Origin of the sequence: Klebsiella sp. 54 (assembly GCF_018223875.1) — a bacterium.
GTDB lineage: Bacteria > Pseudomonadota > Gammaproteobacteria > Enterobacterales > Enterobacteriaceae > Klebsiella > Klebsiella quasipneumoniae.
On sequence record NZ_JAGRRA010000004.1, the window covers coordinates 45,125 to 59,728 of the forward strand.

A 14,604-nucleotide genomic window follows, 5' to 3' on the forward strand; every position below is an offset into this window, starting at 1 on the left:
ACGGGAAAGAGCGGCAGATTCAAGGCGCGGCGGCGAAGGAATGGCGCAAATGTGATTCAGAGCGGGCTTATCGGTGACCTGTTTACATTGACGCTATCAGTAATTGAAACCGGCTCGGGGAAATACAAACCTTTGCTTACACTTTGCGATGCGCTGTTGCGAATGTTCGCTGGTTTGTCCGCCGAGCAGGTTGATATTCTGGCTCTCCCAGAGGTATTGATAGGTGGAGTCAACGTCAAGTTGACCACTTTACTTACACCAGCCTGCGCAGATGCGCAGGTTTTTTTTTGCCCGTCGCCGGCGTTGTTACAGATAGCGAAAATCGTAATAACTGGTTGCACTTAGGCTCACTCACTTGCGTTTTCCCGCTGGCCCGAAGCGGGCGAAAAACGCGACAATCGAGATCCCAGAGGTATTGATAGGTGAGTTTCTCAGGTACGCTCTTCGTACTGGACGTCTTACACCAGCCTGCGCGGATGCGCAGGTTTTTTTTATTCTGAAAATCCCCCCGCCGCACTGCTTTCCCACGCCTTCTCGTGTAACCTGCTTTGACTCATCACCGGTCACATGGAGTTGTTATGCTATTGGGATTTTTCAGACTGCTGTTCAAGGGGTTATACCGGGTCAGATTGACCGGCGACACGCAGGCTTTGCACCAGCAAAAAGTCTTAATTACCCCGAACCACGTCTCTTTCCTCGACGGCATTCTGCTGGCGTTGTTTTTGCCGGTCCGACCGGTTTTTGCCGTCTATACCTCAATCAGCCAGCGCTGGTTTATGCGCGCGCTGACGCCGATTATCGATTTTGTGCCGCTGGACCCGACCAAGCCGATGTCGATCAAACATCTGGTGCGCCTGATCGAACAGGGGCGGCCGGTGGTCATCTTCCCGGAAGGGCGAATCTCGGTCAGCGGCTCGCTGATGAAAATTTATGACGGCGCCGCCTTTGTCGCCGCCAAATCGCAGGCGACCATCGTGCCGCTGCGCATTGAAGGCGCTGAACTGACGCCCTTCAGCCGGCTGAAGGGGCTGGTAAAGCGTCGCCTGTTCCCGCGGATTCAGCTGCACCTGCTGCCGCCTACCCATCTGCCGATGCCCGAGGCGCCGCGCGCCCGCGACCGGCGCAAAATCGCCGGGGAAATGCTGCATCAGATCATGATGGAGGCCCGGATGGCGGTGCGCCCGCGGGAAACCCTGTATGAGTCGCTGCTGGCGGCGCAAGACCGCTTCGGCGCGCGCAAACCCTGCGTGGAGGATATCAACTTCCAGCCGGATACCTATCGCAAGCTGCTGACCAAAACCCTGTTTGTCGCCCGCATTCTGGAAAAATACAGTCAGCAGGGCGAGAAGATCGGCCTGATGCTACCTAATGCCGGCATCAGCGCGGCGGTGATTTTCGGCGCGATCGCCCGCGGGCGCATTCCGGCGATGATGAACTATACCGCCGGGGTGAAAGGACTCAGCAGCGCCATCGCCGCCGCGGAACTCAAGACCATTTTTACCTCGCGCACCTTCCTCGATAAAGGCAAGCTCTGGCACCTGCCGGAGCAGCTGACCCAGGTGCGTTGGGTGTTCCTGGAAGATCTCAAAGGCGATATCACCCCCGCAGACAAACTGTGGATTTTCGGCCATCTGCTGGCGCCGCGTCTGGCGCAGGTTAAGCAGCAGCCGGAAGACGCGGCGATGATCCTCTTCACCTCCGGCTCGGAGGGCAACCCGAAAGGGGTGGTGCACAGCCATAAAAGCCTGCTGGCCAACGTCGAGCAGATCAAAACCATCGCCGACTTTACCGCTAACGACCGCTTTATGTCGGCGCTGCCGCTGTTCCACTCTTTTGGCCTCACCGTCGGCCTGCTGACGCCGCTGCTTACCGGCGCGGAGGTGTTTCTCTATCCCAGCCCGCTGCACTATCGCGTGGTGCCGGAGCTGGTCTACGATCGCAACTGCACTGTGCTGTTCGGCACCTCAACCTTCCTCGCCAACTATGCTCGCTTCGCTAATCCCTATGATTTCTATCGTCTCCGCTACGTGGTCGCCGGGGCGGAGAAGCTGCAGGAGAGCACCAAACAGCTGTGGCAGGATAAATTCGGCCTGCGTATTCTCGAAGGCTACGGTGTGACCGAGTGCGCCCCGGTGGTCTCGATCAACGTGCCCATGGCGGCGAAGGTCGGCACCGTGGGGCGGATTCTGCCGGGGATGGACGCCCGCCTGCTGGCGATGCCTGGCATTGAGCAGGGGGGACGACTGCAGCTGAAAGGGCCGAACATTATGAAAGGCTACCTGCGGGTGGAAAATCCCGGGGTGCTGGAAGCGCCGACGGCGGAAAATCAGCACGGCGAAAAGGAAGCGGGTTGGTATGACACCGGCGATATCGTGACTTTCGATGAGCAGGGCTATGTCCGCATCCAGGGCCGTGCGAAGCGCTTCGCCAAAATCGCTGGCGAAATGATTTCTCTTGAGATGGTGGAGCAGGTGGCCCTCGGCGCGTCGCCGGACAAAATGCACGCCACGGCGATTAAACAGGACGCCAGCAAAGGCGAGGCGCTGGTGCTGTTTACCACCGATAATGAACTGACTCGCGAAGCCCTGCTGCGCTACGCTCGCCAGCACGGCGTACCGGAGCTGGCGGTGCCGCGCGATATACGCTGGCTGAAACAGCTGCCGGTGCTCGGCAGCGGCAAGCCAGACTATGTCACCCTGAAAAATATGGTCGACGAGGCGGAAACAACCCATGAGTGAGTCAGTGCATACTAACCCGTCGCTGTATTCGAAAGGGATGATGGCGGTGATCTGCGCCCAGTTCCTGTCGGCCTTCGGCGACAATGCGCTTCTCTTCGCCACCCTGGCGCTGATGAAGCAGCTCTATTATCCGGAGTGGAGCCAGCCGGTCCTGCAGATGTTGTTTGTGGGCGCTTACATCCTTTTTGCCCCCTTTGTCGGCCAGTTCGCCGACAGCTTTGCCAAAGGCCGGGTAATGATGGTGGCCAACGGCCTGAAGCTGCTTGGCGCCGGCTGTATCTGCTTCGGCGTGAATCCGTTTCTCGGCTATACGCTGGTGGGGATTGGCGCCGCCGCCTATTCGCCGGCCAAGTATGGCATTCTCGGCGAACTGACCACCGGCGATAAGTTAGTGAAGGCTAACGGACTGATGGAGTCCTCGACCATCGCGGCGATCCTGCTGGGCTCCATGGCCGGCGGGATCCTCGCCGACTGGCACGTGCTGGCGGCGCTGATCGTCTGCGCGCTGGTCTACGGTGGGGCGGTGGTGGCTAACCTGTGGATACCCAGGCTGCCGGCGGCGCGTCCGGGGCAGTCATGGCGTTTCAAGCCGATGACGCACAGCTTCTTCAGCGCCTGCCGCACGCTGTGGCGCAACGGCGAAACCCGCTTTTCGCTGATGGGCACCAGCCTGTTCTGGGGCGCTGGCGTGACCCTGCGCTTCCTGCTGGTGATCTGGGTGCCGGTGGCGCTGGGCATTACCAGCAACGCCATGCCTACCTATCTTAATGCGATGGTGGCGGTGGGGATTGTACTGGGAGCCGGGGCGGCGGCGAAGCTGGTGACCCTGGAGACGGTGTCGCGCTGTATGCCGGCCGGGATTTTGATCGGTATCGCGGTGATAGCCTTTGCCGTGCAGCAGTCGCTGCTGCCGGCGTTCGGTCTGTTGCTGCTGCTCGGGGTGTTCGGCGGCTTCTTTATCGTGCCGTTGAATGCGCTGCTGCAGGAGCGCGGGAAACATTCGGTCGGGGCGGGTAACGCCATTGCGGTACAGAACCTGGGCGAAAACGTGGCGATGCTGCTGATGCTGGGGCTCTATTCCCTGGCGGTGAGCGTGGGCGTGCCGCCGGTCGCTGTGGGAATAGGCTTTGGCGCGGTGTTTGCTGTAGCCATCGCCGCGCTGTGGGTCTGGGGGCGGCGTAAATAACTTCTCGTCGCGGTTGACTTGAAATCGTCGCCCCTGCCAGGCGCGCGGCAGAGAGAAACTCCCGGGTTGCGGCTTGCGCCTGATCCGGGCTACCGCGGCTACTGAGGCGGCTACCCGCCATGGGTAGCGTAGGCCCGGTAAGGCGTAGCCGCCACCGGGCAACAACGCGACGCCAGAAGCTGGCGTCGACAGGTCGTGCTACGGTGCCGGGTAGGTATAAACCTGATGCACCGCTTCAATCTCCGCTAATACCTCTTCGCTCAGCTCAAGCTGCAAACTTTCCACGTTGGCCTGCAGCTGCGCCATGGTCGTCGCCCCCAGCAGGGTGCTGGCGACAAACGGCTGCCGACGCACAAAGGCCAGCGCCATTTGCGCCGGATCGAGGCCGTGACGTTGGGCGATATCCACATAGGCCGCCACCGCTTTCTGCGACTGCTCGCCGCTGTAGCGCGTAAAGCGGCTGAACAGCGTATTGCGCGCCCCCGCCGGCTTCGCGCCGTTGAGGTACTTCCCGGTCAGGGTGCCGAAAGCCAGGCAGGAGTAGGCCAGCAGCTCCACGCCTTCGAACTGGCTCACTTCCGCGAGGCCGACTTCAAAGCTGCGGTTCAGCAGGCTGTAGGGGTTCTGAATGGTCACGATCCGCGGCAGGTCGTGCTTATCCGCCAGGTGCAGATAACGCATCACGCCGAAGGCGGTTTCATTCGATACGCCGATGTAGCGGATCTTGCCGGCGCGCTGGAACTCGGTCAGCGCCTCGAGGGTATCCAGCAGGGTCACCGCGGGGGCGGCGTCGGCCCAGGTGTAGCCCAGTTTGCCAAAGCAGTTGGTGGGGCGCTGCGGCCAGTGTACCTGGTACAGGTCGAGATAATCGGTCTGCAGACGCTTCAGGCTGGCGTGCAGCGCCTCGCGGATATTTTTCCGGTCCAGGACGTGGTTTGGTCGAATACTGCTGTCGTTATTGCGCGCGGGCCCGCTGACCTTCGAGGCGAGCACCAGCTTTTCGCGATTGCCGCGTTTCGCCAGCCAGTTGCCGACGTAGGTTTCAGTTAGCCCCTGAGTTTCCGGGCGCGGCGGGACAGGGTACATTTCGGCGACATCGATCAGATTGATGCCGTTGGCGACTGCGTAATCGAGCTGCTGATGGGCATCGGCCTCGCTGTTCTGCTCGCCAAAGGTCATAGTTCCCAGCCCGAGGGTGCTGATTTCAAGTGAACTGTGTGGGATACGGTGATACTGCATAGCCAGCTTCCTTTTTATTTATAAGGTCAGGCATTCCCCGACAAAGGAGTATCAACATGGCAGAGGGTGAGAAAAAGAGGAAGTAAAAAAATCAAAAAAGCCGGGTGACGAGGAGGGGCGGTGGGTGGAACCCGCGGTGTCCTGGTGTGTCCCGACTCTTCTCAGAAGGCTGGTTGTCGGTAAGCGCAGCGTCAACAGAGGCTGGGGCCGACGGGGAAAAATTAACGCTTAATGATTTGCGAAACGTCGTCACGATTGATCTGCATTTTATTACCCTGCTGATCTTCGTAGCTGATAAGACCGGTATCGTCATCCACGGTAGGTTTACCGTCGGTCAGGATCATGCGCCCATCTTTGGTCGCCATGACGTAATCGCTGCTGCAACCGGAAACCGAGAACGCCAGTCCTACGGCGGAAATCAATACTGCCCATTTTTTCATCGTCATCACCTCTTGAGTAGCTGCACCCCATACCCGTCTATTAATAGCCTGATTTGTGAGACATAAAAAGCAGTAAAGTCTGAAAAAGGGTTGCAGCCTGTGACCAGGCTGCAATTTTGTGGTTTACAGCGGGTTTTTCTTATTGCGCAGCAGGTTAAGACTCTCAACGGCAATAGAGAAGAACATGGCGAAGTAAATGTATCCCTTCGGCACATGGACGTCGAAACTTTCCAGCATTAGGGTAAAGCCGACGAGGATCAGGAACGACAGCGCCAGCATTTTCACCGACGGATGACGGTCAACGAAATCGCCGATAGGTCGTGCGGCGAACATCATTACCCCCACCGCAATCACGACCGCCGCCATCATAATAAACAGATGGTCCGACAGACCGACGGCGGTGATCACCGAGTCGAGGCTAAAGATGATGTCCAGCAGCATGATCTGCACGATGGCGCCGAGGAAGGAGTGAACGTTAGTTTTCAGCCCCTCCTCTTCACCTTCGATAGACTCATGGATCTCTTTACTGGCTTTCCAGATAAGGAACAGTCCGCCTAACAGCAAGATCAGATCGCGAAACGAAATCTCCTGACCGAGGACGGTGAAGAGCGGGTTGGTCAGCTTAACGACCCAGGCGATAGAGGCCAGCAGCGCCAGGCGCATGACCATCGCCCCCATTAAACCGATCCGTCGCGCGTGAGCGCGCTGGGCGGTGGGGAGCTTGGCCACGACCAGAGAGAGAAAAATAATATTATCGATCCCGAGCACGATCTCCAGCAGCGTCAAGGTGCCCAGCGCCAGCCAGGCGTTAGGATCGGTTATCCATGCAAATAACATTGTTCAAAGTCCTGCAAAATAGAAAGCAGCAATTATATGCACGCCCCAACGCAGAACAAAAAATTAATCGTGTTGTAACAAGAAATGGCGGGCGAGCAGGGCGGCGGTGAAATTCTTTTTCAGGTAGAAACCGCGCGGCAGGGTGAGGATCGTCTCCCCGCGGGCGCCGATGGCTTCGGTCAACGCCTTGCTGTTGGCCGCTTTCGGTCTTAACTGCAGCACCTCGCCGTGGCGGGCGGTAATGCGCTCCACCTCACCGAGGACAATAAGATCCATCAGCTCTTCCCAGTCCATGCGCAGCTGGCGCTCCTCTTCTTCGTTCGGACTCCACAGCAGCGGTGCGCCGACGCGTCGCGCCGCCAGAGGAATGGTGCGCTCTCCTTCCACCGGGATCCACAGGACGCGCTGCAGCTTATGCCGCACATGGCTGCTCTCCCAGGTGACGCCGCTATTGCCGGTTAACGGAGCGACGCAGACAAAGGTGGTCTCCAGCGGACGACCCCGGCTGTCGATAGGGATCGTTTTGAGCTCCACCCCCAGCGCGGCGAAATCCTGTTCGGGTTTACTGCCCGCGCTGGCCCCCAGCCACAGCTCCAGCAGGATGCCCGTCCAGCCTTTATCACGCTTCAGATCGCGGGGAATGGGGATCCCGGCCAGCGCCGCCAGCTCGCCCAGCGTATAGCCGGCCAGCTGTCGGGCCTGGGCCAACAGCTGTTCCTGACTTTGCGGCGGAGAGGAGAGAGGAGCGATAGCGGGCATAGGGTGACACCTTTGGCTAAAAAATGAGCGCTAATTTTGCGCGTTGTGGATAGAGTTTACCGTTTTCTGAGTAACTATACCAATCCCATGATTTATATGCCTTTTTAAGGTCATTGCGCTGCAGGTGAAAACCATGAAAACAGGTTTTCCAGAACTGGTCACTGACAATAAACAGGATCTTACACCATGTTATCCACAGAAAAGTGGGATAACTGGGGAAAAGCCCCACTACTGGTTCGATTTACAGCCTTGACGTGCGACGAAAATCGAATTTTTAGAGAAAATCTGCCCGCGACCTGCGCGTAATCTGTGGATAAAATCGACATTGTTCGATCTTTCATCAGTCGGCGGATCGTATGTGTGACGATCGTCACGTTATGCTGTAATAAGTGAAAGGAATATATTCTAACTCAATGAATATGCTATCATTATTAGAAGGTGTTAGCGGTGCGATGTTCAGATTACTCCGGGTTTTCCCGGGTTAATTCCGTACTTCTTCACAACTCTATCCACAGAAAAAGTGAATAAAATCGGCCGTCGGGCGCTTTCGCTGTTTATAACTCTGGCAATTACTGTGAGTTATTCAAATGTTATCCGTTCTCAGTGTGCGAACAGAGTGGTTTACCGTTTCCGACGAGTGTGAAACAATCATTCACATTGAAGCTTATCTTGAGGTAGTCCGGTGATTGATGACGATGGCTACCGCCCAAATGTCGGTATTGTAATCTGTAATCGTCAGGGCCAGGTCATGTGGGCCCGACGCTATGGTCAGCACTCGTGGCAGTTCCCGCAAGGGGGCATAAATCCAGGAGAATCCGCAGAGCAGGCGATGTATCGGGAATTGTTTGAAGAGGTCGGGTTAAGCCGTAAAGATGTGCGGATCCTGGCCTCAACCCGTAACTGGCTGCGTTACAAGTTGCCTAAACGTTTGGTGCGTTGGGACACAAAGCCGGTTTGTATCGGCCAGAAACAAAAGTGGTTTCTTTTGCAGTTGATCGGTAACGACGCGGACATCAATATGCAAACCAGCAGCACGCCTGAATTTGATGGCTGGCGCTGGGTGAGTTACTGGTACCCGGTTCGTCAGGTGGTGTCGTTCAAACGCGACGTCTACCGCCGGGTGATGAAAGAGTTCGCCAGCGTAACCATGTCGCTGGCGGAGAGCGCCCCTAAGCCGCAAAGCGCGCCTGCTTATCGACGTAAAAGAGGTTAAGCCACGCACATTATGCTCACTCGGTTGCGAGAAATAGTCGAGAAGGTCGCGAGTGCGCCGCGTTTAAACGAGGCGCTGGATATTCTGGTGACAGATGTCTGCCAGGCGATGGAGACGGAAGTCTGCTCGGTTTACCTGGCTGACAATGACCGACGCTGCTATTACCTGATGGCCACCCGCGGGTTAAAAAAACCTCGCGGGCGCACCGTTGCGCTGGCGTTCGATGAAGGCCTGGTGGGGCTGGTTGGCCGCCTGGCGGAGCCCATCAACCTCGCCGATGCGCAAAAACACCCCAGCTTCAAGTATATCCCCGCCGTCAAAGAGGACCGCTTCCGCGCCTTCCTTGGCGTGCCGATCATCCAGCGCCGCCAGCTGTTGGGCGTGCTGGTGGTCCAGCAGCGTGAGCTGCGCCAGTTTGATGAAAGCGAAGAGTCTTTCCTCGTCACCCTCGCCACCCAGATGGCGGCGATCCTCTCCCAGTCCCAGCTGAACGCCCTGTTTGGCCAGTATCGTCAGACGCGCATTCGCGCTCTGCCGGCCTCTTCCGGGGTGGCGATCGCCGAGGGCTGGATGGACGTCAGCCTGCCGCTGATGGAACAGGTGTATGAAGCCTCGACGCTGGATACCGCCTCGGAACGTGAACGCCTGACCGGCGCGCTGGAAGAAGCGGCCAACGAGTTTCGTCGCTACAGCAAACGCTACGCCGCCGGCGCGCAAAAAGAGACGGCGGCGATCTTCGATCTCTACTCGCACCTGCTCTCCGACGCCCGCCTGCGTCGCGAGCTCTTTGCCGAAGTCGACAAAGGCGCCGTCGCCGAGTGGGCGGTCAAAAAGATCATTGAGAAGTTCGCCGAACAGTTTGCCGCGCTGAGCGACGGCTATCTGAAAGAGCGGGCCGGCGACCTGCGCACGCTGGGTCAGCGTCTGCTGTTCCATCTCGACGACAGTATTCAGGGCCCCAACACCTGGCCGGCGCGCATTATCCTCGTGGCGGACGAGCTGTCGGCCACCACCCTCGCCGAAGTGCCGCAGGATCGCCTGGCCGGCGTGGTAGTGCGCGATGGCGCCGCCAACTCCCATGCCGCCATTATGGTGCGGGCCCTTGGCATCCCAACGGTGATGGGCGCCGATATTCAGCCCTCGCTGTTGCATGGCCATACGCTGATTGTCGATGGCTATCGCGGTGAGCTGCTGGTGGATCCTGAACCTGTTCTGTTACAGGAATATCAGCGCCTTATCAGTGAAGAGAACGAGCTCAGCCGCCTGGCGGAGGACGATCTCCAGCGTGCGTCGGAGTTGAAAAGCGGCGAGCGGGTAAAAGTCATGCTCAACGCCGGCTTAAGCCCGGAGCACGAAGAGAAGCTCGGCAGTTTTGTGGACGGCATTGGTCTGTACCGTACCGAAATTCCCTTTATGCTGCAGAGCGGCTTCCCCTCTGAAGAGGAGCAAGTCGCCCAGTATCAGGGCATGCTGCAGATGTTTAACAGCAAACCGGTGACCCTGCGTACCCTGGACATCGGCGCGGATAAACAGCTGCCGTACATGCCGATCAGTGAAGAGAACCCATGCCTCGGCTGGCGCGGGATCCGCATCACCCTCGATCAGCCGGAGATCTTTTTGATCCAGGTGCGGGCGATGCTGCGCGCCAACGCCGCCACCGGCAACCTCAGCATTTTGCTGCCGATGGTGACCAGTCTGGAAGAGGTCGATGAGGCCCGCCGACTGATCGACCGCGCCAGTCGGGAAGTTGAAGAGATGATCGGCTACGCCATCCCGCGTCCGCGTCTGGGGGTGATGCTGGAGGTGCCGTCGATGGTCTTTATGCTGCCGCAGCTGGCCAGCCGGATCGATTTTATCTCGGTAGGAACGAACGACCTGACCCAGTACCTGCTGGCCGTCGACCGTAACAATACCCGGGTCGCCAGCATGTATGACAGCTTGCATCCTGCGGTATTGCGGGCGCTGGCGATGATCGCTCATGACGCGGAGCGCTTTGGCATCGATCTGCGACTGTGCGGCGAGATGGCAGGCGACCCGATGTGCGTGACGATCCTTGTCGGTCTCGGTTATCGCCACCTGTCGATGAACGGCCGCTCGGTGGCGAGGGTGAAATATCTGCTGCGCCGCATCGATATCGAAGAGGCGCAGGAGCTGTCTCGTCGCAGCCTCGAAGCCCAGATGACCGCCGAGGTGCGCCATCAGGTGGCGGCCTTTATGGAGCGTCGCGGTCTCGGCGGCCTGATCCGCGGCGGGCGGTAGCGATAGCCCGGGTGAGGCGTCAGCCGTAACCCGGGAATCCTCTGTTCACACCATCCGGCAAAATACAGCACAGCCGGTGAAACGGCTTCTGTTAGCATCCGTATACATATCTTTTACACGCCGGCGCGGATCGCACTCCTGGCTTATGCTATGATTCGCCTCCTTCGGCGTGCCCGTTTTAATCGGGCATGGATCATCACCGCTGTCCACTTTCGGCGGAATAACAAGTCTTTATGGTGACAGATGAATAGTGGCTACCTGCATTTTCCGGAGTTCGATCCGGTCATTTTTTCTCTAGGCCCGGTCTCCCTCCACTGGTACGGTTTGATGTACCTGGTGGGCTTTGTCTTTGCGATGTGGCTGGCCACCCGTCGGGCGAATCGTCCGGGCAGCGGCTGGACGAAAAATGAAGTGGAAAACCTGCTTTACGCGGGCTTCCTCGGCGTCTTTCTGGGCGGCCGTATCGGTTACGTGCTGTTCTACAACCTGCCGGTATTTCTTGCCGATCCGTTGTATCTGTTCCGCGTTTGGGATGGCGGTATGTCGTTCCACGGCGGCCTGATCGGCGTGATCCTGGTGATGATTATCTTCGCCAGACGCACCAAACGCACCTTCTTCCAGGTCTCCGATTTTATCGCGCCGCTGATCCCGTTTGGCCTTGGCGCCGGGCGTCTGGGCAACTTTATCAACGGCGAGCTGTGGGGCCGCGTGGACCCGAGCTTCCATTACACGATGATTTTCCCGGGCTCCCGTGCCGAAGATCTGGCGCTGCTGCCGACCCATCCGGAATGGCAATCGCTGTTTGATACCTACGGCGCGCTGCCGCGCCACGCGTCGCAGCTGTACGAGCTGGCGCTGGAAGGCGTGGTGCTGTTCCTGATCCTGAACCTGTTTATCCGTAAACCGCGCCCGACCGGTTCCGTTTCCGGCCTGTTCCTGATTGGCTACGGCCTGTTCCGCATTATCGTGGAATTCTTCCGCCAGCCCGACGCCCAGTTCACCGGCGGCTGGGTGCAGTACATCAGCATGGGGCAGATTCTTTCGATCCCGATGGTGCTTGCGGGTATCATCATGATGGTTTGGGCTTACCGCCACCGTCCGCAGCAACTGAATTCTTGAGGAACCATGAAACAGTATCTTGATTTGATGCAGAAAGTGCTCGCCGAGGGCACGCCAAAAAATGACCGCACCGGCACTGGCACGATCTCTATTTTCGGCCATCAGATGCGTTTTAACCTGCAGGAAGGCTTCCCGCTGGTGACCACCAAGCGCTGTCATTTACGCTCCATCATCCATGAACTGCTGTGGTTCCTGCAGGGCGACACTAACATCGCCTATCTGCACGACAACAACGTCACCATCTGGGACGAGTGGGCAGATGAAAATGGCGACCTGGGACCGGTCTACGGCAAACAGTGGCGTTCCTGGCCTGCGCCGGACGGTCGTCATATCGACCAGATCAGCACAGTGATGGAGCAGCTGAAAAACGACCCGGACTCCCGCCGGATCATCGTCTCGGCGTGGAACGTCGGCGAGCTGGATAAAATGGCCCTGGCGCCGTGCCACGCCTTCTTCCAGTTCTACGTCGCTGACGGCAAGCTCTCCTGCCAGCTGTATCAGCGCTCCTGCGACGTATTCCTCGGCCTGCCGTTCAACATCGCCAGCTACGCGCTGCTGGTGCATATGGTGGCGCAGCAGTGCGATCTGCAGGTCGGCGATTTCGTCTGGACCGGTGGCGACACTCATCTGTACAGCAACCATCTCGAGCAGACCAATCTGCAGCTGAGCCGCGAACCGCGTCCGCTGCCGAAGCTGGTCATCAAACGCAAGCCGGCGTCGATATTCGACTACCGCTTTGAAGACTTCGAGATTGAAGGTTACGATCCGCACCCGGGAATCAAAGCGCCGGTGGCGATTTAACCCCCTCTGCAGATATGACCAACCGGCGTCTGATGGCGCCGGTTTTTTTATGCCGTTTTCACCACCTGAATAGGGGGGGCTACCCTCGTTGCCATTACGATAGGAACGCTTCATCCCGCCCGCTGGCCGCAGGCGTTGGTGGGCGGGAAAGCTGGAAAGAGGCTCGCAAAAAAATGTTCTGCTGTTGGTCATGCAAACCTTTTTTGCGTGTCTGGCCGGGAAAGCCATTTTCCGTCGTCGCGCCAGGGCTAACCGCAGCGGCATACTCTGCGCCATGAACAGAGAACATGGTTATACCCTGATGGAAACCCTGGTGACGCTGACGTTAATGATGATCCTCAGCGTCGGCGGCCTGTACGGCTGGCAGCGCTGGCAGCAGCAGCAACGACTGTGGCAAACCGCCGTTCAGGTGCGGGATTTCCTGGTTTTCCTGCGCGATGACGCCAACGCCTACAACCGGGACCGCGTGCTTCGCGTCGGCCAGGATGAAGAGGGATGGTGCCTGAGTGCCCAGGGGGAGGGGCCGGCGTGCGCCTCCGGGTCGCCCTTAACGCTGCGCCCGCGCTGGCCGGGGATCACGCTGGCAGGCGTCACCCCTGGCCTGGGATTCTATGGCCTGCGCAGCACCGCCTGGGCGGGGAATCTGCGTCTGCAGAGCGAGGCCGGCAGCTGGAGCATTGTGATTTCACACTGGGGGCGGATTCGTTTATGCCGCAGTGACAGCGCAGGAGGATGTCAGTGAGCCGCCGCGGATTTTCCCTCGCGGAGGCGCTTATTGCCATGGCGATAGGCTCGCTGCTGCTGATCGGCGCCTGCCGCTTTCTACCCGCTCTGCAGCGCCATATTCTGCGTCAGGGCGAACAGCTGGCCCTGGAGAACGAATTGTGGCAGCGGGTGCATGCCGTGGGGAAGCATCTGCAGCGCGCCGGATACTGCCGGGGAGTGTGCGGCGGAGCCGGGCTGGAGCTCGCCGCCGACGGCGAGTGCCTGATTGTGCGCTGGGACGCGAACAGCAATGGGACATGGGAAACCTCCCCCGCGGCAGCGGCGGAGAGCACCGGCTTTCGCCTGCGCGACGGCGCGCTGGAGACTCTGCGCGGAGCCAGCGACTGCCGCGGCAGCGGATGGGAGAAAATCACCAATCCGGCCGCTATCGTGGTGACGCGCTTTGCGGTGCAGCGTCGGCTGACCGAGGGCTTCGCGCCGGAGCTGAGCGTGACGCTGACAGCGCGCTCTGCCCGGCAGATGGGTCTGGCGGCCGAGGTGGAGCAGCGGGTGACGGGGTATAACCTGTGATCCGCCAGCGTGGAATGTCGTCGCTGTTGATGGTGCTCCTGTTGCTGACTCTCGGCAGCCTGCTCCTGGAGGGGCTTAACCTGCAGCAGCGGGCGCTGCTGGCGCAAACCGCCAGCGAAACGCAGGCGATCCGCGATACGGCGGTGGCCCATTCGGCGCTACAGTGGGGAAAACAGCAGGCCTGGTCGGCGCAGGCGCCGCTGGCCTGCCGCGAGCAGGCGCAGCAGGGCTGGCGCGCCTGTCTGCGCATCTTCGACGACGGTTCGCTGCTGCTCAGCAGCGCCAGCGGCGAGGTGCAGGTCTGGCAGTCCGGCGAGGTGCGCGGCGGGCAAGTGCATTTCTCCGCCCATGGCTGGAGCGATTTTTGCCCGCTCAGGGAGGTGAGCCTATGTCAAATGCCATGAAGCGCCAGCGGGGTTTTAGCTTGCCGGAGACCGTTCTGGCGATGGCGCTGATGGTGCTAACGGCCACCGCGCTGGGCGGCTATCAGCGCGGAATGGCGCAAGGGGTCCACCAGCTCAACCAGACGCGTCAGCTATGGCGCGACGCCTGGCGCTATAGTCAGCTCTCTGCGCCGTCTCCGCCGGCAGGCGGACAGGTAAGCCGTATGCAGACATCGGCGCAAAGATGTGTCAGCATCACGGTAACGATCAGTATGCCCGTTGCAAAGCGGGCGCAGATGACCCGGCTGCATTGCCCGGTCAGCCAGTAGTCAGG

Annotated in this window: 14 protein-coding genes and 1 pseudogene; 10 read left to right on the forward strand and 5 right to left on the reverse strand. The window is 59.3% G+C overall.

The genetic code is table 11. The annotated features are described in order from the left end of the window. Window positions 1-578: 578 nt before the first annotated feature. Window positions 579-2,738, forward strand: a complete 2,160-nt coding sequence (aas, locus tag KHQ24_RS11700; protein ID WP_004205437.1) for a bifunctional acyl-ACP--phospholipid O-acyltransferase/long-chain-fatty-acid--ACP ligase — start codon at window positions 579-581, stop codon at window positions 2,736-2,738. After that, window positions 2,731-3,924, forward strand: coding sequence for a lysophospholipid transporter LplT (gene lplT / locus KHQ24_RS11705; protein WP_043520877.1), 1,194 nt, complete (start codon window positions 2,731-2,733; stop codon window positions 3,922-3,924). Before aas ends, lplT begins: the two co-directional genes overlap by 8 nt. A 198-nt stretch (window positions 3,925-4,122) precedes the next feature. On the opposite strand, the gene KHQ24_RS11710 is transcribed toward lplT, so the two are convergent. The 5 genes and pseudogenes from KHQ24_RS11710 to KHQ24_RS24510 form a co-directional block, all read right to left on the reverse strand. Then, entirely contained in the window at window positions 4,123-5,163 is a 1,041-nt protein-coding gene (locus tag KHQ24_RS11710; RefSeq protein WP_043520875.1) for an NADP(H)-dependent aldo-keto reductase, read from the reverse strand. A gap of 221 nt (window positions 5,164-5,384) precedes the next feature. After that, complete coding sequence (locus KHQ24_RS11715; RefSeq protein WP_002915974.1) at window positions 5,385-5,603, reverse strand: YgdI/YgdR family lipoprotein; 219 nt, start codon at window positions 5,601-5,603, stop codon at window positions 5,385-5,387. Window positions 5,604-5,726: 123 nt separating this feature from the next. Beyond that, on the reverse strand, window positions 5,727-6,440 hold the full coding sequence (locus KHQ24_RS11720; protein WP_004205441.1) for a TerC family protein: 714 nt from the start codon (window positions 6,438-6,440) through the stop codon (window positions 5,727-5,729). A gap of 63 nt (window positions 6,441-6,503) precedes the next feature. After that, window positions 6,504-7,199, reverse strand: a complete 696-nt coding sequence (mutH, locus tag KHQ24_RS11725) for a DNA mismatch repair endonuclease MutH (protein ID WP_023319078.1) — start codon at window positions 7,197-7,199, stop codon at window positions 6,504-6,506. Window positions 7,200-7,287: 88 nt separating this feature from the next. Next, window positions 7,288-7,428 (reverse strand): annotated as a pseudogene (locus KHQ24_RS24510) (hypothetical protein); the annotation flags it as partial. Window positions 7,429-7,881: 453 nt separating this feature from the next. On the opposite strand from KHQ24_RS24510, the gene rppH reads away from it, so the two are divergent. The 8 genes from rppH (at window position 7,882) to KHQ24_RS11770 (ending at window position 14,599) form a co-directional block, all read left to right on the forward strand. Beyond that, window positions 7,882-8,412 carry an RNA pyrophosphohydrolase gene (gene rppH, locus KHQ24_RS11735; protein WP_004205443.1) on the forward strand — a complete coding sequence of 177 codons (531 nt, stop codon included), beginning with the start codon at window positions 7,882-7,884 and terminating at the stop codon, window positions 8,410-8,412. Window positions 8,413-8,424: 12 nt separating this feature from the next. Next, a complete protein-coding gene (gene ptsP, locus KHQ24_RS11740) occupies window positions 8,425-10,671 on the forward strand; it encodes a phosphoenolpyruvate--protein phosphotransferase (protein ID WP_004205444.1) in 2,247 nt (748 codons plus the stop codon). Between the two features lie 243 nt (window positions 10,672-10,914). Next, the gene (lgt, locus tag KHQ24_RS11745) at window positions 10,915-11,790 is read left to right on the forward strand and encodes a prolipoprotein diacylglyceryl transferase (RefSeq protein ID WP_004205445.1); all 876 of its coding nucleotides are present in this window, start codon (window positions 10,915-10,917) and stop codon (window positions 11,788-11,790) included. Window positions 11,791-11,796: 6 nt separating this feature from the next. Next, on the forward strand, window positions 11,797-12,591 hold the full coding sequence (gene thyA, locus KHQ24_RS11750; RefSeq protein ID WP_004205446.1) for a thymidylate synthase: 795 nt from the start codon (window positions 11,797-11,799) through the stop codon (window positions 12,589-12,591). A gap of 190 nt (window positions 12,592-12,781) precedes the next feature. Next, entirely contained in the window at window positions 12,782-13,333 is a 552-nt protein-coding gene (locus KHQ24_RS11755; protein ID WP_211777288.1) for a prepilin peptidase-dependent protein, read from the forward strand. Continuing rightward, complete coding sequence (locus KHQ24_RS11760; protein ID WP_072140377.1) at window positions 13,330-13,887, forward strand: prepilin peptidase-dependent protein; 558 nt, start codon at window positions 13,330-13,332, stop codon at window positions 13,885-13,887. The genes KHQ24_RS11755 and KHQ24_RS11760 overlap by 4 nt, the downstream gene beginning before the upstream one ends. Next, window positions 13,884-14,291: a DUF2509 family protein gene (locus tag KHQ24_RS11765; protein WP_032426115.1), complete on the forward strand. Its 408-nt coding sequence runs from the start codon at window positions 13,884-13,886 to the stop codon at window positions 14,289-14,291. The genes KHQ24_RS11760 and KHQ24_RS11765 overlap by 4 nt, the downstream gene beginning before the upstream one ends. Beyond that, entirely contained in the window at window positions 14,276-14,599 is a 324-nt protein-coding gene (locus KHQ24_RS11770; protein ID WP_211777289.1) for a prepilin-type N-terminal cleavage/methylation domain-containing protein, read from the forward strand. Before KHQ24_RS11765 ends, KHQ24_RS11770 begins: the two co-directional genes overlap by 16 nt. Window positions 14,600-14,604: the final 5 nt, after the last annotated feature.

Excerpts from the sequence above, each read along its gene's own strand:
- KHQ24_RS11715 (WP_002915974.1), bottom strand. The coding sequence starts at position 5,603 with ATGAAAAAATGGGCAGTATTGATTTCCGCCGTAGGACTGGCGTTCTCG.
- KHQ24_RS11720 (WP_004205441.1), bottom strand. The coding sequence starts at position 6,440 with ATGTTATTTGCATGGATAACCGATCCTAACGCCTGGCTGGCGCTGGGC.
- ptsP (WP_004205444.1), top strand. The coding sequence starts at position 8,425 with ATGCTCACTCGGTTGCGAGAAATAGTCGAGAAGGTCGCGAGTGCGCCG.
- thyA (WP_004205446.1), top strand. The coding sequence starts at position 11,797 with ATGAAACAGTATCTTGATTTGATGCAGAAAGTGCTCGCCGAGGGCACG.
- KHQ24_RS11755 (WP_211777288.1), top strand. The coding sequence starts at position 12,782 with ATGCAAACCTTTTTTGCGTGTCTGGCCGGGAAAGCCATTTTCCGTCGT.
- aas (WP_004205437.1), top strand. The coding sequence starts at position 579 with ATGCTATTGGGATTTTTCAGACTGCTGTTCAAGGGGTTATACCGGGTC.
- mutH (WP_023319078.1), bottom strand. The coding sequence starts at position 7,199 with ATGCCCGCTATCGCTCCTCTCTCCTCTCCGCCGCAAAGTCAGGAACAG.
- lgt (WP_004205445.1), top strand. The coding sequence starts at position 10,915 with ATGAATAGTGGCTACCTGCATTTTCCGGAGTTCGATCCGGTCATTTTT.
- KHQ24_RS11770 (WP_211777289.1), top strand. The coding sequence starts at position 14,276 with ATGTCAAATGCCATGAAGCGCCAGCGGGGTTTTAGCTTGCCGGAGACC.
- lplT (WP_043520877.1), top strand. The coding sequence starts at position 2,731 with ATGAGTGAGTCAGTGCATACTAACCCGTCGCTGTATTCGAAAGGGATG.
- KHQ24_RS11710 (WP_043520875.1), bottom strand. The coding sequence starts at position 5,163 with ATGCAGTATCACCGTATCCCACACAGTTCACTTGAAATCAGCACCCTC.